Origin of the sequence: Nostoc sp. (assembly GCF_036916575.1) — a bacterium.
Lineage (GTDB): Bacteria > Cyanobacteriota > Cyanobacteriia > Cyanobacteriales > Nostocaceae > Nostoc.
In genome coordinates this window covers 15,415-33,552 of sequence record NZ_JBALGC010000139.1, presented here as the reverse complement: position 1 = coordinate 33,552, position 18,138 = coordinate 15,415, and the positions used below count along the sequence as shown (strand labels likewise).

The following is an 18,138-nucleotide window of genomic DNA, read 5'->3' as shown; positions in this document are numbered from 1 at the left end:
TGTCTCCTAAAATGTAGACCTACAAAATTATAAAATTACTAAGGTACAAAAGTTTTTCGGATAGTTTAGACTTTCTTGATGATTATTTTAAATTTGTCAGATTTCCATGCGAGTTAAGATTTGCGGCATCACTCAACCACAGCAGTCTATAGCGATCGCCTCTCTGGGCGCAACGGCACTAGGATTTATTTGTGTATCCACCTCATCTCGTTACGTGACTACATCCCAAATTCGGGCAGCAGTGGCAGAACTCCCGGCAAATATTGACACAATTGGTGTTTTTGCTAACGCGAGCATCCCCGAAATCAGTCAGATAGTTGTTGATTCTGGGTTGACTGGTGTCCAGTTACACGGAGATGAGTTACCAAATTTTTGCTACCAATTACGTCAAGCTTTACCCAATGTCGAAATTATTAAAGCACTTAGAATTCGTAGTCTTGAGCATCTTGACACCGCAGCTGATTACATTAAATACATAGATACTTTACTACTTGATGCCTACCATCCCCAACAACTTGGTGGTACAGGCAAAACCTTAGATTGGAGAATGCTAGAGCAATTTAACCCCAATTGCCCTTGGTTTTTAGCAGGAGGATTAACAGCAGATAATATTGTGGAAGCTTTAAGTCAGGTTAGTCCTAACGGCATTGATTTATCTAGTGGTGTGGAACGCTCACCTGGAGATAAAGATTTAGATAAGGTAGCACTTCTATTTCACAGTTTAAAGAACATTGATTTACCCAGAAGTTAGGAGTGACAAGTTGTGAATTAACTCCTAACCGGAGCTTTGGAGTCTCCGGCTTTGCTCCTAACTCTTAACTCAGGACTCACCATTTAAAAAAATGCTACTTGGTGGCGAATCAAGTTAAAAAATTCTTCGCGGGTTTTATGTTCCTCTTGGAATACACCAACCATTGCGCTAGTCACAGTCCAAGAACCAGGTTTCTGTACGCCCCGCATCACCATGCACATATGGCTAGCTTCCATGACAACGGCTACGCCTTGAGGTTCCAGAATAGTCTGAATTGCTTCGGCAATTTGGCGGGTTAACCTCTCTTGTACTTGCAAGCGGCGGGAATACATCTCAACAATGCGGGCCAGCTTACTCAATCCCACAACTTTTTGGTTGGGGATATAAGCAACATGTGCTCTACCCATAAATGGCAGCATATGATGTTCACAAAGACTAAAGAAATTAATATCTCTAACTAGTACCATCTCGCTATGCCCTTCATCAAAGATGGCATCGTTAACGAGTTCTTCAAGGGATTGATTGTAGCCACTGGTAAGAAACCGCATTGCCTCGGCCACTCGCTTAGGTGTTTTGAGGAGTCCTTCGCGTTCGGGGTTTTCCCCAACTCCCAATATTAGTGTCCGCACGGCGTCCATCATTTCCTCCATCTGTTCTTCTTTTGGCGGGAACACATCCACTTGTCGCCCATTATGGGTATTACGATCCGGTCTAGGAGTTATGGCTTCTGCCAAATCGGGAATCAAAGGCGATTGAGAGCAGTTGGAACCGTTGGAACTAGCGATAGTCATGATTCAGTCTTGGTTATGGTTTGAATTTAGTTATGAGTTATAAGTTATGAGTTAAAAATTCTAACTCCTAACTTTTAACTCCTAACTTGGCAATTAGAGTGCGCCAGCACTGGGCATTAGGGTCAATTCGTCAATAACTGCCTGTTGTGGTAACAAGACTGTGTGGAGAATTGACTGAGCGACAATTTCCGGGGTTAACATTTTGGAACGGTCTAAGTTGGCATGGACTGTTTCTGTGTCCCAAAGTTCGGTATTGACTGCGCCCGGACAGATAGCTGTGACACGAATGCCGTAGGTGCGTTCTTCTTGTGCTAGGGTTTGAGAGAGGGCAATCAAACCAGCTTTGCTAACGTTGTATGCTCCCCAACCCGGAAACGGTTGTTTGGCGGCAATTGAGGCGACGTTGATAATTGTGCCTGTGCCTTGATCGCGCATTGAAGGCAAAATCCCCATAATGCACTGAAACACGCTGGTAAGATTCAAGTCAATTACCATCTGCCAGTCCTCTAGAGCAGTTTCGCTCAAAGTATCTGTATAAGCTATGCCAGCATTGTTTACCAGAATGTCTATATCACCAAAGTCAAAGGCGATCGCTTGGATCTTTTGTTTTACTTCAAACAGCTGCGCTAAATCTATAGCGTAAGCTTTTGCTTCCACCCCAGTATGCTGTATAGCTTCTCTTACCGCCTCCAACTTATCCAAAGAACGGCTGACTAAAGCCACATCTATTCCCGCTTTTGCAAAGGCTAAAGCCGTTGCTTTCCCAATTCCACTACTTGCCCCAGTAATCAGAGCGCGTCGTTTTTGCTCAACACTCATGGTGTCTTCCAATTTTTTGGCAGTTCTCAAAGCCTATTACTAACCAATTATTCACGCTTCTCGGTTTGAAGAGATTAAAGGAATCTAAAAATCTGATGAGTTCTATTAAGAAACTGCTATAATCCAGTGCAATATTCGGTATCTTGTAGGTTTTATAGGCTTTACCAGTGAAGACAACAAATCATCGCCTGGAAAACCACGTCATCCACTCAAATTAGATTACTTAATAATACAAAACCCACTCAATCAAATTGAGTAGATTTACCAAACATGCAAATGCCTATGGCTAGATTGTTAAAAATCTTTAAGCACATAGGCAATTATAGCATTGCTGCTGGCTAATCAATCATTATGCAGTACTGTTAGTGGGCAACTTCTGTAAAAACACCAATTTTGCGGAATTTTTCATAGCGCAGTTGGCGGCGTTCTGGAGCAGGTAAACGATTGAGTTCGTCCAAATTTTCTAGCAGCACTTGCTTGAGAGTGGTAGCGGCTTTTAATGGGTCGGAATGAGCGCCACCAGTGGGTTCAGGCAGTATTTGGTCGATAATTCCCAACTTTTTCAGGTCGTGGGAAATAATTTTCAGAGCAACAGCGGCTTGGGGAGCCTTGGCGGCATCTTTCCACAAAATGGCGGCACAGGCTTCGGGAGTGGCGACAGTATAAACGGAGTGTTCAAACATCAGCAGGCGATCGCCTACGCCAATACCGAGTGCGCCACCGGAACCACCTTCACCGATGACGGTGCAGATAATTGGCACATCTAAGCAGAACATTTCCCGCAAGTTGTAGGCGATCGCTTCTCCTTGACCTTGGTGTTCTGCTTCTACCCCAGACCAAGCTCCTGGCGTATCGATAAAAGTTAGTATTGGCATACTAAACTTATTGGCGTGTTCCATCAACCGCATCGCCTTGCGGTAGCCGCCAGGGTAAGGCATTCCAAAGTTACGAGCAATATTGTCTTTAGTATCGCGACCTTTTTGATGACCCAACATCACCACAGGTTGCCCACTCAGACGACCGACACCACCAACTAAAGCCGGATCGTCACCACCACAGCGATCGCCATGCAATTCCATCCATTCATCACTAATAGCCTGAATGTAATCGAGAGTACTGGGGCGACGCGGATGACGAGCGACTTGTAATCGCTGGGACGGGGATAGACTAGTGAAAATTTCCTCACGCAGTTGCATGGCGCGTGCTTCTAGTTGACGAATTTGACCAGAAACATCGACGCCATTTTCTTCTGCAAGTTGCCGAATTTGATCAATTCGGGTTGCGAGTTCTGCTAAGGGTTTTTCAAAATCTAACAGTAGCGGTTTACGCTCGGTAGTTGCCATCGTAGGGGTTATAGTTACGAGTTATGAGTTTTTCAGAGTGAAGAATTAGGAGTGAGGAGTTAGGTATTAGAAGGTGTGGACTTATGAAAGTTATTAACTCTTAACTCCTAACTCCTAACTTCTAAACCAGCAGCGGTCTAAATCCATGTTTCACTGATACCCGACCAATCTGCTCCATTTTGTCTACGGTAATCTGATTGCGTCCCCACGAAAAGTTCGTGTATAACTTCTCAAATTCCAGCAGCATTGATTCAGCAAAACAAGCAAACAACTGGCGGGCTGGCACGTCCATATTGACGATTTTCATAATTTTCCAGTCAATATCCAGGGAATGCTCTACAATTCCACCATTTAACACGTGTACACCAGGATGCTGAATTTTCGTCGCTAAGTTTTTAGGATAGCCACCATCAATCAACAAACAGGGTTGTTTCAAAGTGGTGGGTTCAATTTCCACCCCTTTGGGCATACTGGCAACCCAAACTACAACATCAGCTTGGGGCAGTGCTTCTGTCAAACTCATGATTTTTCCTCGCCCCAGTTCGCCTTGCAACTCTTTGAGACGTTCTTGGTCACGGGCTATCAGCAGGAGTTCTTTGACATCTGTCTTTGCATCTAACCAGCGTGTAACTGCACTCCCAATATCCCCAGTTGCTCCACATATAGCAACAGTCGCTTTTGATAGATCAATTCCCAGTTGTTTTGAGGCTTCTTCTACCTGCTTACAAATAATGTAGGCAGTATGCGTATTTCCTGTGGTGAAGCGTTCAAACTCTAGTTTGATGTTGCGAACTTGGCTAAACTGGTCTAACTTAAAGTTTTCAAAAATAATCGAGGAAAATCCGCCTAAAGCTGTGATGTTAATGCCATGCTTTTGTGCATGGGCCATGGCGTTGAGGATTTTGCGCGTTGCGGCTTTGATGCGGCGAGTCGCTAGCATCTCCGGCAAAAAGCAAGATTCTACATACCGTCCTTCAATTTTTTGCCCAGTTATACTGGTGACAATAATGCTATCGACAATTTGCGGCGGGGCGCTGCACCAAAAGTCTAGCCCTTGATCGGCATATTCTGGGTATCCCAATTCTTGAGCCACCGCTTGAGCGTGTTCTAAACTAGTCAGATGTCCAATTAGACCAAACATGTAGTGATTATTAAGCTTATGCTGTCTTGAGCGCGTGGAATGATAAGTGGTTCAGCAGTGCTGAGTATGGAATGTGGAATGTGGGTGCTGAGTGCTGAGTCACCGTTAGCCTTTGGCGTCTCCTCTTGGGAGAAGTTCAGATATAAGGAAGCCTTATATCTAACTGCTCGCGCTCGTGCTGAGTGCTGAGATAATATTTAAACGCGATGTGCGACTTATTTTTGCAATCCCGCTTCCATTCCTCTTTGCCATAGGGAAAGAGGCTTTGATTATTGCTCCCCAACGCCACAAGGGTTGAGGTTGGGGGTTAGGTTTGAGAGAAAGTCGCAAACGGCATTATTTAAGTAAAAAAGAAGGAATTAATATTCAGATAATTTCTTCACTCTTGACTGATAACTCAGCACTCACGACTCAGCACTTTTTTAAGCGGCTATGAGTCCGTAGGCTGACAAGCGCATGATATCGCGAGTCGTAAAACCTATGTTACTTAATGCTTCACCGTATTGAATCATAAAGTCTTCTACCAAAGCATCTTTTTCCATTGCCATTGTGTGGGCATCACCCTCTACTTTGTTAAGCATTTTCCAGACGATAGGTAGGTTCTGGCGATTTGCTTGTTCTAGTTCAGCTTTGGATTCTGTAAAATGTTCTTTCAACCAAACTTCTCCAAAGTTGAGGTGGCTATATTCATCTTTTACAACTCCCTCCGTGATTTTGCGGGCAAAAGCGTCGGCGACGGGAATGTAAATGTTATATGCTGCGATCGCAAAACATTCAATAATTAAAGACTGAATCAGCAAGCAAGTAACGACCTTCCCTTCCGTCGCCGCTGTTTGGAAATTTTGGTGTAGTCCGGAGAAAAACTCTTTGGCAAATTGCAAATCTGGGGTTACTTGCAAATTGCGTCCACAAGCTTCAAATCCTTTTTTATGGCGACTTTCCATTTTGGATAGGCAAATCAATTCATTATGAGATTCTGGCAGCAGTTGGGCTAGTGTAATGTAATTCTCATGAGCTTCTTGTTCGCCTTCAATGACGATCGCATTAATCCGGCTATAAGCATCTTTGTATGTTTCGCTTTTGAAATCTAATTCTTTAAATTGGTCTGCAAGCTGCTGCATGGTATCTTTACTCCTGTAAACCTGAATTATTTAACACCAGGATTAAATTTACCCTATGAACTGAGGGTAATAATCACTGTGGTTTAATTTAACTTAACAAGTAACTATGTTTATAGATTAACTGTTGCTGGGGGCGATGCTCTAGTACTAGCGAAACAAATGCTTTGCACCTCAAGTTATGTCCAAACCAAACCCGAATCTGAAATCTGGCAATTTTTTCAGCTTAGTAGTGTTACTGCTAGGGGCATTTATCGTTCTACTACCGGTGTTTGTGGTCTTTTTCACCTCCTTTGCACGGTTGGCCGCCAGCCCGGAAAATTTGTCCAAAAATAACTGGTCTTTAGCTAATTACCGGGTTGCATGGCAACAAGGAAATATTTTTGCTGGCGTTTGCTAATTCTACCTTGGTAGCGATCGCTGTGACGGCGTTTTAGATTGTCACTTCCGCTTTGGCTGGTTACGCCCTAGCACGGCTGAAGTTTCGGGGACGTCAAGCACTGCTATTGGTTGTTTTAGCAACTTTGGTGATTCCGTTTCAGTTATTGGTGATTCCAATCTTTTTAGTTTTGAAGTAGGGACACCTGATAAATACCTATGGGGTGTTGATTTTACCCACTGCTGTCAACGGGTTTGGCATTTTCTTGTTACGTCAGTATTTCCAGACAATTCCCGTGGAGTTAGAGGAAGCCGCCGCTATAGATGGGGCAAACAGACTGCAAATTTTATGGCGGGTAATGTTACCTTTAGCCCGTCCGGCGTTGTTGACGCTGTTTTTGTTCACCTTCATCGGCGAGTAGAATGATTTGTTTAAGCCTCTGGTATTTACGACACGACCGGAATTAAGGAACGGTACAACTGGTGTTGGCTGAGTTTCAGGAACAATTTACAAATAATTGGCCCTTAATGATGGCGGTGACTATAGCGACAGTTCCAGTGATGGTACTATTTCTCATCGGTCAGCGTCAGTTTATTCAGGGTATTGCTGCGACGGGGATTAAGAATTAGCCGGGGAAGCTGTCCGAATTTTAGATTTTGCGGAAAGTTTGAGCAAAGATTTCCGCCACTCAGACTTCTCTCCACCCTGCAAGAAGTAGTTAGATATTTTTTTATTTGGAAGTCCCTTATAGATCACCAATGGCTAAAAGAAATCCAGCAGTAAAATCTTAAGTTTTTTGACGCTATGCGTAATTATTTTTAGCCAAGCTGAAATAACAATTATATATATCCTGTAGGAAATGGAAACAGTCATGAACCCTGAAACATTACAGCAGTTACAAGACGAAGTTCAACAGAAACTGCTTGAAAGCGTTAATAACGCTGGCTTATATGCAGTGCTTGAGAAGTACGGAGTATTAGATGATAGAGCCCTGGTAGTTCAGTGGCAGTGCAATCTTGATCCAAATAAAATCAAATCTGGTAATGCAGGCACAGAACAGGAAATTGGTAATGCAGGCATAGAACAAGAAATTGTGCTAACGCAATATTCCTGGTGTGTTCCTTGCCCAACTGGCAACGTTAACGGCTGTAACTGCTAAATAATTTAATCTTCGTACCATAAAGAGTTTATTAGACCTCTTGCATAAATGCTTAAATTGTCATATTAAGCGGAGCGATACATCTAGTGAGATTCTTCTCTCCACTGCGTTTCGTACCCTGCGGGAACGCTGCGCGGACAGAATGACATACCTGATTTTGGGACTTTTGCAAGAGGTCTATTCTAGTGAGTATAAAAATGCTAAACTTTGCATTTACTAGTTAGGCTAAAGAGATAATCCTAAGTATCACCATACCTAATTAGCAAAGAGCAGTATTTCAATAGACTCTTAGTTTTTGGGTGCAAGTTTGTAATGTCTGGAGATCGTAGCAGTTGGTGCTGGAAGTTAGGGATAGTGAGTACTTTAGCAATTGCTGGAGTGCTCACTTTCTTTGAGAGTTTTGCCTTAGCGCAAATACAAAAGGATGGCACACTTGGATCTGAAAGTTCAATCATTACACCAAAGCTAATCGATGGTCAGCCTATAGACCAGATTGATGGTGGGGCAGTTCGTGGTACAAACTTGTTCCACAGCTTTGAACAGTTTTCTGTCTCTGCAGGAAGGACAGCCCACTTTAACAATGCAATAGATATTCAAAACATCATTAGTCGGGTGACAGGTAATTCTATTTCTAATATAAATGGCATTGTGAAAGCTAACGGCACAGCTAACCTGTTTCTGATCAATCCTAACGGCATTGTTTTTGGGCCCAATGCTTCTTTAAATATCGGCGGTTCATTTGTGGCAAGTACGGCGAGTAACTTGAACTTTGCTGATGGTACAAAGTTTAGTGCTACATCTCCTCAAACTACACCTTTACTGACACTAAGTGTTCCCATTGGTTTACAATTCGGAGCAACTGCGGCTCCCATCCGCAATCAATCCCAAGCAAAACCAGATGGCGCAACTAATAACTTTGGACAAGGCGTTGGTCTACAGGTGCAGCAAGGCAAAACCTTGGCACTTATAGGCGGTGATATAACGCTAAAGGGCGGAAATATCACAGGAAAGCAAGCAAGAATTGAGTTAGGAAGCGTCGCTGGTAATAGTCTGGTCAGTTTAAGTCCAACGAACCAAGGTTGGGCATTGGGATATGAAGGCGTTCAAAATTTCCAGACAATTCAACTAACCGCTCAAAATGGGATTCAATCTATAGTAGATGCTAGTGGCGAAGATGGCGGCAATATCCAAATACAAGGAGCGTCTGTAGAACTTGGACTAAGTACGATATTGTCTAATGTAAGTTATAACACCGTAAACTCTGGAAACATAAATGTTACTACTAAAAACTTGGTGGTCAGAGATGGAGCACAATTGTACGGGCAATTGATCATAAACGCCTCAGACTCTGTAGAACTAATCGGCGGCGCCTCCATTCCTGTCTTGCGAGATGGTAGTGATTTAATATCGAGTGGATTATTTAGTGCAACTTATAATGATAAAAACGCTGGCAGCATCACAATTAATACTACAAAGTTGCGTATCGAAGGAGGGGCAAGAATATCAACAAGTTCTGAGGGCATATATAATTATATCACTAACCAACTTACACCAGCAAATACAGGAAAAGCAGGAAACTTGACGGTTAACGCCTCTGAATCGGTAGAACTAATTGGAACCTCACCAAATGGTTCTAGGCTCAGTGGATTGTTTTCTGGAACTGAAGGGCCTGGAGATAGCGGAAACTTGACTTTAACTACAGGGCAATTAATTATCAAGGATGGGGCTGCAATAACTGTGAGCAGCCAAGCTAGAAAAAATGTAATATATATCGGAGATCCAAATAACTTAGGGAAAGCAGGCGATTTAAATATAACCGCTCGCTCCATACTTCTGGACAACAAAGGGAAACTCACATCTAATAGTGAGTCTGGTAAAGGCGGGAATATTACGCTACAGGTGCAGAACTTATTATTGATGCGCCGCGAAAGTAAAATAACCACTAACGCCGATACAGCAAGGCTTGGTGGAGATGGCGGTAATATCATCATCAATGCACCTAATGGCTTCATCGTCGCGCCTCCCTCTGGAAATAGCGATATCACTGCCAATGCCTTCTCTGGCTCTGGTGGTAAAATCACAATCACCGCTAAAAACATCTTTGGTTTTGTACCGCGTACCCGTGCAGACGTAGAGAGACTTGATCTAAAAGAAATAAACCCGAATAACCTGCCAACAAATGACATCACGGCATTTTCTCAGCAAAATCCTTCATTAAATGGCACAGTACAAATCAACTCACCAGATGCTGATCCCAGTAAAGAATTAGTAGAATTGCCCGTAAATGTGGTTGATGCTTCGCGGCAAATTGTTGCTAGGTGTAATTCTGGTGGAAAAATAGCCAGGAGTTCATTTATTGTGACTGGACGTGGAGGAATAGCAGCCGATCCCACAGAGCCATTGATGGCTGATGCAGTGCTGACAGATTGGATCACACTGAAGCCAGAGAGTAAGAATCGTGCTGACGGTATTCAGAAAAGAGTGGTTGTTCAAGCGCAGCGAAACACAGACGAAAAATCACAGAAGGTGAATTATGTCAATGAACCTATTCAAATTGTGGAAGCCCAAGGATGGGTAATAGATGCTAATGGGAATGTGGTTCTGGTTGCTCAAGTACCCACTGCGTCGCCCCATAACTCCTCGCTCACCGCTACATCTTGCGCTGCTCATTAAAATTTGACTTTGTTGGCTGCTCATACCATCTATTGTTTACAAATGTACGACTTTGTAAGTTTAAAACCCACCTCCGTGGGTAAAGCCTCGTGTAGACGCGGTTTCTACCCGCCCTTTTAACTCCTAATTCCCCACTCCCTGACTCGTCTCCTGAATTTGCAGACGTACAGTGTGTTCAGTCGCGCCACTAAGTTGCAATTCCATAATTTCACCACCCAGAGGTTCCAAGCAAGTGAGGAGCGATCGCAAGTTGGGTGTACTTGCACCTGTATCTACATATAATCGATCTGCTAAATTACCAATCCGTTTCCAAGTCATGTAAAGTTTAGCGATCGTTTGTTCGATTTGCGATGCTTGATTTACCAAATCAGCAGCTATGCTCAAACAGCCAACTCTTTGCGCTTCTTCTAAGGCTGTTTCAATGTCAACATCTTCTTGCGTTAGCGCCTGAACTTGAGCCGCTCCTTTAAGATATTTCGCCAAGTTTCGCGCTTCGTTAGTTACCTGTTTGAGGGTATCCACATCAGGGTTAGCAGCAATTTCCTTTTGGATAAATTTTTGGTGCGATTCTGGTAGTTTTTCCATTTCCTTCACCAGTGGGGCGATGTAGCGTGTGGGAAGGGTGTTATCTGCTGCTTTTTCCTTAACTGCTTCGGGTAATAAATCTGAGGACATGGCTGTCCATTCATCGTTGAGTTGACGCACTTCGCGCCTGGTGATGCGATCACCTTTTTGTGCGGCTTCACTCACCATCTGTTGCACTTGGGGGGATGCTTTGGAGGTTTCGACAAAAGCCCGTTTACTGAAGTTGTTCACAGTTCCGGGATCAAGTTTACCGTCTTCGATGAGAGTATCGGCACTATTCGCCAGTTGAATCCAGGAATATGCTTGACTTTTACTGATTTCTCGCTCTTTTAGCCATCGGAGAAAGCCCGTACCGCGTCCGTCACCACCGACTTTCTCTCTATCGCGGATAGCCCGTAAAATTCGCCCCCGCCAGATTTCAGTTTGCAAATCAAAGCGATCGCATACCTGCCAAGCTATTTCTAGCTGCTGTTGAAAATCTGACTCTAGAATCTGTTCATCTTCTGGATCGGGCAGTTCAAAGCTGATATCTACTGGCTGTTGTAAGGCAGCAGCAAGGTCGTTAATGGAGTCGGTGTCTTGCACGATTGATGACTAACTAGTGGACGCGATCGGCTTATTATGCCACAATCTGTGGACTCTCACTTAAGGGGGAGTAAGGTATTTTGAATTACAATAAATATATAGGACTCCTATTTGATTGCGTGAAAAAACGACCTACACCTCGAAAAGGCTGATTCCCTATTCCCGTAGAGATGGGACGAGTAGCGTCTCTACCTACTCCCTGCCTATCGCGCTTGCGCTGCGCTTCTCTGCGAGACGCTTCGCGAACGCGCACCACGCAAATAATTTAAAAAATCAAAGCGGATTAGTATAGTAGGAAGGGATAAAAATAAAACGATGAACCAGGTAGATTACCTCCGCATTAGCTTAATTGATCGCTGCAATTTTCGTTGTCAGTACTGTATGCCAGAGGGAGTAGAACTGGACTATATTCTCAAGCAACAGCTGTTGAGTGATGAGGAACTACTCACCTTAATTCAAGAGGTATTTATTCCAGTAGGCTTTAATCGGTTTCGTTTGACTGGGGGTGAACCCTTATTGCGTCCGCGGGTGGTGGATTTGGTAAGCGCGATCGCAACTCTCCCCCAAACTCAAGACCTCTCAATGACCACCAACGGGTTTTTGCTGGCTCCGATGGCACAAAACCTTTACAATGCTGGTCTGCGACGAATTAATATTAGTCTTGACTCTCTTGATCCCGACATTTTTGACCAAATTATCGGTAATCAGGGCCGTTCTCGTTGGCAACAAGTTTGGCATGGGATTCAAGCTGCCTATCGCGTCGGATTCGACCCCCTGAAGCTGAATGTGGTGGTAATTCCTGGCGTCAACGATCACGAAATTCTCGATTTAGCTGCCCTGACAATTGACAAACAGTGGCACGTTCGATTTATTGAATTTATGCCCATTGGTAATGTGCATTTGTTTGGCGATCGCGGTTGGGTATCTTCAGCCGAGTTACGACAACGTATCTGCGATCGCTGGAGCTTGACAGAATCTCAAATTCGTGGTGCTGGCCCTGCTGATGTCTTTCAAATTCCCGGTGCGAAGGGGACACTGGGATTTATTAGCCAGATGTCAGAATGTTTTTGCGATCGTTGTAATCGGATGCGCCTGAGTGCCGATGGCTGGCTACGTCCCTGTTTATTGAACGAAACTGGTCAAATAGATTTAAAAACTGCTCTGCGTTCTGGTATAAGCACCGCTCAATTACAAGAGCAAGTCAGGCATTTACTCAAAATCAAGCCAGAAATTAACTTTAAAGAGCGCGATTCTGGCGTTTTAGGTACATATACCCGCACAATGTCGCAAATTGGCGGATGAAAATAGTTAGGAGTTGGAAGTGAGGAGTTAGGAATTATCGTCTTTCAACTCATAACTCATAACTCCTGTACAGACGCGATTAATCGCGTCTCTACTTACGCTTGTCGTGAGTAGTATTCCACTACAAGTAGTTCATTAATTTGTAGTGCCACCCATTCTCGCTCAATAACGCTGTTGACTTTACCAACCAACTTATTTTTGTCAAACTCCAAATGACTGGGGAGGTTGGCCAAACCGGGATATTGCAAGTTAGTTTCCACCAACTTCCGTGATTGTGCCCGATCCCTGACCGCAATTACTTCTCCAGGACGACATTGGTAGCTGGCAATATTAACTACACGACCGTTAACAGTTACGTGACCGTGATTCACCAGTTGACGAGCTGCTGGAATAGTCGGGGCTATACCCAACCGGAAAACGGTATTATCCAAGCGCATTTCTAGCAATTGCAGCAGCACTTGTCCGGTAGAACCAGTAACACGTCTGGCTTTCCGCACATAGCGTAGCAATTGCTTTTCAGTCAAACCATAGTTGAAGCGGAGCTTTTGCTTTTCCTCTAGACGGATAGCATACTCAGAGCGCTTCTTGCGGTTCTGACCATGCTGACCTGGCGGGTAAGCGCGTCTGGCGCTTTTACGAGTCAATCCTGGTAAGTCGCCCAAGCGACGGACAATTCTGAGGCGTGGCCCTCTATATCGGGACATGAGTTTCCTTAATCTAATCCTGTTTAAACTTTACGCAAACATTCAATTTTGACATTCCACTGATTAGAAATCAGAGAATTCTTGGTTCTTTGAGGCTGCTTGCCTTGGTATGACGTATCCTACCAATGTAGAGGCAGCTTCTTTGCACCAGTTGCTTTAAGTCGGTTAAGCCGACGCACTAGCTTCCAAGCCTGAATTCCGACGTGCCCCGCCGTACTCTTGCCAATAAGTTTTTTGTGTTTATTTAGTTTCGTAGACTACTCAATCATCAGATTGGTTTACGCAGTATTCTTACTCTGAAATACTTTTTACGTTGCCTACTTATCTTTCAAACAGTTATATTAACACAATTTCCGGCATAATTAATTATATCTATACCTTGCTTTTGCTGAAATTCTTTTATTCCAGAGGATTTTTCAAATATTTGAGTTAGCATAACTTTGGGTGTTTGGAGAATGGCAATGTCAATGAGCAAAAAAGTGGTTAACAGAGGTAAGAACAAAGAAGGCAGTTCCACCTTCAGGATTTTAACAGTACCAGTTTTGGCTATAGCTGGATGGTTGACAACGATCTTGCCTAATGTGGCTGTTGCTGCCTCCTACAGCAATGATTATAGTGTCTGTGCGGGTCGCGTTTTGAAGGTGGGTGTAACGGCAGAAGCGGCATCACAAGCTTGTGCAAAGGCACTACGTCCAAGAGATTTGGCTGCTTGCGTGGTTAAAATTGAAAAGCAGACTCAAATTGCCGCCACAGATGCGCTTTCCTATTGTGGAAAGGCCCGACGTCCTGAGGAGTTAGCTACCTGTGTAGTCGGCGTCAGTTCAAGTACTCAGGAAGCAATTAATCCGGCAGCTTTAGATTACTGTGGTCGCAGTTTGTTGCCCGTGCGCTTTGGTCAGTGTGTAGTTGGCTTGCGCGGTCAAATCGACCTTCCCCCTACCCAGGTATTGGATACTTGTATTAGTGCTAGTGACAGCGTTATCGGTGCTTCATCTTCGTCTACACCGCCGACTTTAATACCTACGGGATCAAGTCCAAGTTTAGAGACTACTCCATTTCCAACGCAACCACTTGTTCCAACACAACCGCTTGTTCCAACACAACCGGTTGTTCCAGCGCAACCCGGCACCAATTAAATTACAAGGATGGTAGGTTAGTTAATTAGTAGGATGGGCATTGTAATGCCCATCCTACTCTGATTGGAGCGACACTACTCATCTAAAACCCGCTAAAATTGCCCTCTGAAAAGCAAATTATCAGGTAGACGAGAAGCCCAAAACTCCGGTAATTACATTCGTCAGATGTAGGGCAATCGCTGATTAAAATCAGCGTCAACCAATGCAAGGATTTTGGATTGCCTCTAACAGGGTTAGCTTTGACCACAAAGGTACGAGGCTTGAGGATTTTAAACTTGGGATTTTGGATTTGCTTTGTCCATAAGGACGGCGCATGAACCGAAATAATTTTTAATTCTTCAATCTAAAATTGGCACGTCAAGTGTTAAAATATCCATGTCAGTACAAGACATAAAAATTTATCGGGCAACTCTGCAAAAGTATACGATATTCTCGCGGAAAGACGTAGTTAATGAAAATCTCACTTGGTCCAATTTGACAAACTAGGTGAGCTGGAGAACTTGTAAAACAATCTGGATAACATTCTGCAAGGGATACGTTGTGAATCTTCCTTCTTCTAAGTAGAAGAGTGTCAAGCAAACTAAATACTTAACAATACAAAAGTCACAAGCAATTTTGTGACTTTTGTACTACTAGTACAGTATTACAATGTAAATAGAGCAACCAGATCCCTAATGTTAAGCAAGGGACAAAATTAGTAAAAAGCTTACTTTCTCAGCTTTTTAAATTTTGAATTCCGCCTAATGGCGCTAGTCTTCTTTTTCGCCAAAAGCCGTCTGTAAAATCACCGCAATACCTCCGTCTTGGTGATATTTATCTGCCCAGGCACGGATAACTTCATCCAATTCTTCCATAGCCTGCTCCATTTTTTCTGGGAGGATATCAAGTTCTTCCAGCAAGCGCATGGCATTTCGTCGCCGTTCTGCCCAATTTTTCATCATCCGGAAATACCGGGCGGTATCTTCCACCATGATGTAAGTGCGTTCTTGATCGTCTGCTGGGGCATAAAAAGGACGGGTAAGAACGTAGAAGGGCATTCCCCAAGGAGAATCAACGCGTGTTACTGTGCCTGAGTAGAGTAGACGGCGCTTGATATGCTCACCCAAAGCTTCACTCAAAGGCATTTGGTGTTCGGGTGGCAAGTCATCTTGCGATCGCTTGTGCAAAAACTCAATCAAATCCAGAAACTCAAAAGAGCTAACTAACTGGGCGTCAGGTAGATTACTTGGCAGTTTTTGCTCAATTTGTCTTTTTTCTTCACTTGTCAGACTGCTACCAGGAACACGTGATCGCCCTGGTTGCCAAGGATACTTTTCTAGCCAGACATAAGGCAATTGAATCAAATAGCGAGGTTCCTGAGAACCCAGCATTTTTAACAGTTTGCCTTCTGTGAGCGCCTGTCTGACTTCTTCTACAATAATTTTTACCCGTTTCGGCTCTAGGTGGTGCAAATGCCCTGTCATTCGCAGGTTTTGTCCCTGCTCCAAATAGGTCATGTAAATTGCACATTTTGCTGCTGTTGCGGCTGCGTCTAAAAATGCCCCATGCCTGTGCCCACTCGTCCGCATGGCACTAAAAGCCAGATAAAGCATGATCTGATCCATCGCACTGGGGTCAAGACGTTTGATCAGATCTATGTCGTTACTCATATTACAGACAATTGAATAGCACGTTTACACAGTTTTTAATCGAGTGAAAAATGGTAGGTAGTATACACCTGGCTAAAGGCAATGTCTTCACTTCAGACTATATTAGTATGCGATAACTATGAAATCAGTGGTAGCGCAAACTACCGTTTTCGCATATTTTATGGTACACAAGCAGATTCGGTGGTTGTTACTATAACTGTCTGTGCATCTGACCGGAAAATTACAGATATCACCAAGTTGAGATTGACGGCGGTTTACGCCCCAAAAGTCAACTGTGTTGCAAGTAATCTACAAAGCCTCTAAGTTCTCTGGAGTTTTTTTCATCTTTCAAGAGCAACAACGTCAAGCTACTTACACCTAATTATGGCACTATGGCGATTTGGAGTAAAAACTAGTTTGCGCGGTTCATCTGGAATATCTGTTACTCAAAAAAGATGGTTTTTTCAGCTTTGGCGAATTATTTTTAGTACACAGATAGCTAGAAATAATTGGGGGTAGTCTAAAAATAAATCGCTTACCAGGTGTAGCCATATTTAGAGGTTGAGCCACACGGCTCGTTGTCAACTATTATCTTGTTCACAACCTCCAGTGATGTCTCGGCAATATAAGCCGTTGGCTTGAGGGAAGATAGTAGACATCAAATACAGCAAATAATTCCAATTTCAAAATACCTGTTGTTTTTTCAAATTTCGTTCCTTATCATATCATTGTTTTTTGAATTTGGAATAACTTTATATATTTTAAACTTTCCTAAATAATGAGTATTTAAATAATCTATCTTCTGATTAAATCATGGTTTGATAATATTTTTATTTTTACTTAAAATCCGATTATTAATTATCTTTTTGGGTTAATAATTTGACCCAAAAAGCTGCGATTTAGTCTGAATTAATCGCATAGTCATCAGGCTTTATTTATCATACTAATAACCGAATAATTAGTTACTAGCCATACCTAGAATAAAACATATTGAATTCCATCTGATGATTATTTAGAGATTTTTGCTCAATGAATTTATATTTTTTTCATGAAAAAATTTTAAAACTTCATGATTTAACTAATTCATTGGCTACTTTCAAGTATGTTTTTACCTCGCTGTTTTATATATTTGAGAGACTTGAATTGTGTAGATACTTTGCTGCTAAAAAAGGAAGATAATTCGCAGTAGGCTACAATATAAGCTTCTTTCTCTAGACATCTGAGCGATCGCAGACCAAATTGATTACTACAGACCGACAGAAATAAATATACCATCTCACCAACCTAAATAAATAAGTTGGCGTGAATAAATAAAGGTTTATAGTAAGCGGCTTCAGCCTTAAATATGGCTGAAACCCTTACTGGGAGACAATTTAATCAATTTATATTGCGTAACATAGTTTAATTTATTCTTGCCCACTTATTTAGTCTCCCACACTAAAAAAACGGGTTACTCTAAACACTTGTACTACTTCTTCATCTTCTAGTTGCAAAATGTGCTGCAATGGTCTTAACTCCTTGCCAATCTCTTGTGTGAGCAAGTACTCGTGCTCAATTGCTTGAGCCAGTACTACTCTACTGCTTATATATACGTGTTTTCCCTAGCTGTATCAGGCTAAATCTATAAAAATATATTACAAGTGAAGTCCTGTTTGATTACTGCGCTATATACAAATGTTATCCCCACCTGTATCAGGCTAAATCCGTAAAATATATTATCGGCTTACGCGATAGGCGCAAAACTCTGTCTCAAAGAAGCACAGATGTAGCGCTAACGGCAAATTTATTTGTTGTCAAACGGGCTAGAATCTTCGTGGCTTTTAGCCCGAAGGTGCGATTCGTTCACTCGAAATGAGTAGAAATATTCAGGGATATATGGAATACCTGCGATCGCATTAAGCTGTTCCACATGTGAGAAAGCATATATTGGGCGGGCTTTTCCGCCCACCCCACAAGAAATGTACAATTTCAGATTATGCAAACTATATATGGTTTAGCTTAGTTTAGAGAAGTTACAAGTGGGT

General features: G+C 42.9%; 15 protein-coding genes and 1 pseudogene. 7 read left to right on the top strand and 9 right to left on the bottom strand.

The features are described from left to right. Positions 1 to 106: 106 nt before the first annotated feature. A complete protein-coding gene (locus V7L29_RS30930; RefSeq protein WP_334737887.1) occupies positions 107 to 751 on the top strand; it encodes a phosphoribosylanthranilate isomerase in 645 nt (214 codons plus the stop codon). Between the two features lie 83 nt (positions 752 to 834). On the opposite strand, the gene folE is transcribed toward V7L29_RS30930, so the two are convergent. The 5 genes from folE to V7L29_RS30905 form a co-directional block, all read right to left on the bottom strand. Continuing rightward, the gene (gene folE, locus V7L29_RS30925) at positions 835 to 1,542 is read right to left on the bottom strand and encodes a GTP cyclohydrolase I FolE (protein WP_334688798.1); all 708 of its coding nucleotides are present in this window, start codon (positions 1,540 to 1,542) and stop codon (positions 835 to 837) included. 93 nt (positions 1,543 to 1,635) lie between these two features. Next, on the bottom strand, positions 1,636 to 2,361 hold the full coding sequence (locus V7L29_RS30920) for an SDR family oxidoreductase (RefSeq protein ID WP_334688797.1): 726 nt from the start codon (positions 2,359 to 2,361) through the stop codon (positions 1,636 to 1,638). 362 nt (positions 2,362 to 2,723) lie between these two features. Then, positions 2,724 to 3,704 carry an acetyl-CoA carboxylase carboxyltransferase subunit alpha gene (locus V7L29_RS30915; RefSeq protein WP_334688796.1) on the bottom strand — a complete coding sequence of 327 codons (981 nt, stop codon included), beginning with the start codon at positions 3,702 to 3,704 and terminating at the stop codon, positions 2,724 to 2,726. Between the two features lie 121 nt (positions 3,705 to 3,825). After that, positions 3,826 to 4,845, bottom strand: a complete 1,020-nt coding sequence (locus V7L29_RS30910) for a long-chain acyl-[acyl-carrier-protein] reductase (RefSeq protein ID WP_334688795.1) — start codon at positions 4,843 to 4,845, stop codon at positions 3,826 to 3,828. A 422-nt stretch (positions 4,846 to 5,267) separates the two neighbouring features. Next, positions 5,268 to 5,966: an aldehyde oxygenase (deformylating) gene (locus V7L29_RS30905; RefSeq protein WP_334688794.1), complete on the bottom strand. Its 699-nt coding sequence runs from the start codon at positions 5,964 to 5,966 to the stop codon at positions 5,268 to 5,270. Between the two features lie 178 nt (positions 5,967 to 6,144). Here V7L29_RS30905 and V7L29_RS30900 point away from each other — a divergent pair. The 3 genes and pseudogenes from V7L29_RS30900 (at position 6,145) to V7L29_RS30890 (ending at position 10,174) form a co-directional block, all read left to right on the top strand. Further along, a pseudogene (locus V7L29_RS30900) lies at positions 6,145 to 6,971 on the top strand (carbohydrate ABC transporter permease). 242 nt (positions 6,972 to 7,213) lie between these two features. Next, entirely contained in the window at positions 7,214 to 7,501 is a 288-nt protein-coding gene (locus V7L29_RS30895) for a hypothetical protein (protein ID WP_334688793.1), read from the top strand. Between the two features lie 312 nt (positions 7,502 to 7,813). Further along, positions 7,814 to 10,174, top strand: coding sequence for a two-partner secretion domain-containing protein (locus V7L29_RS30890; RefSeq protein ID WP_334737886.1), 2,361 nt, complete (start codon positions 7,814 to 7,816; stop codon positions 10,172 to 10,174). A 123-nt stretch (positions 10,175 to 10,297) separates the two neighbouring features. Here the strand turns inward: V7L29_RS30890 and V7L29_RS30885 are convergent, their stop codons facing one another. After that, a complete protein-coding gene (locus V7L29_RS30885; protein ID WP_334737885.1) occupies positions 10,298 to 11,344 on the bottom strand; it encodes a hypothetical protein in 1,047 nt (348 codons plus the stop codon). Positions 11,345 to 11,659: 315 nt separating this feature from the next. Between V7L29_RS30885 and moaA the strand changes: the two genes are divergently transcribed. Next, positions 11,660 to 12,646: a GTP 3',8-cyclase MoaA gene (moaA, locus tag V7L29_RS30880; protein ID WP_334737884.1), complete on the top strand. Its 987-nt coding sequence runs from the start codon at positions 11,660 to 11,662 to the stop codon at positions 12,644 to 12,646. 95 nt (positions 12,647 to 12,741) lie between these two features. Here the strand turns inward: moaA and rpsD are convergent, their stop codons facing one another. Continuing rightward, positions 12,742 to 13,350: a 30S ribosomal protein S4 gene (rpsD, locus tag V7L29_RS30875; RefSeq protein ID WP_334688789.1), complete on the bottom strand. Its 609-nt coding sequence runs from the start codon at positions 13,348 to 13,350 to the stop codon at positions 12,742 to 12,744. A gap of 461 nt (positions 13,351 to 13,811) precedes the next feature. Between rpsD and V7L29_RS30870 the strand changes: the two genes are divergently transcribed. Further along, complete coding sequence (locus V7L29_RS30870; protein WP_442944297.1) at positions 13,812 to 14,486, top strand: hypothetical protein; 675 nt, start codon at positions 13,812 to 13,814, stop codon at positions 14,484 to 14,486. 749 nt (positions 14,487 to 15,235) lie between these two features. Here V7L29_RS30870 and hetR read toward each other — a convergent pair. Further along, positions 15,236 to 16,135, bottom strand: a complete 900-nt coding sequence (gene hetR, locus V7L29_RS30865) for a heterocyst differentiation master regulator HetR (RefSeq protein WP_334688788.1) — start codon at positions 16,133 to 16,135, stop codon at positions 15,236 to 15,238. Positions 16,136 to 16,216: 81 nt separating this feature from the next. Between hetR and V7L29_RS30860 the strand changes: the two genes are divergently transcribed. After that, positions 16,217 to 16,438, top strand: coding sequence for a hypothetical protein (locus V7L29_RS30860; protein ID WP_334688787.1), 222 nt, complete (start codon positions 16,217 to 16,219; stop codon positions 16,436 to 16,438). A gap of 1,459 nt (positions 16,439 to 17,897) precedes the next feature. On the opposite strand, the gene V7L29_RS30855 is transcribed toward V7L29_RS30860, so the two are convergent. Beyond that, positions 17,898 to 18,023, bottom strand: a complete 126-nt coding sequence (locus V7L29_RS30855) for a hypothetical protein (protein WP_334737883.1) — start codon at positions 18,021 to 18,023, stop codon at positions 17,898 to 17,900. Between the last annotated feature and the right edge of the window lie 115 nt (positions 18,024 to 18,138).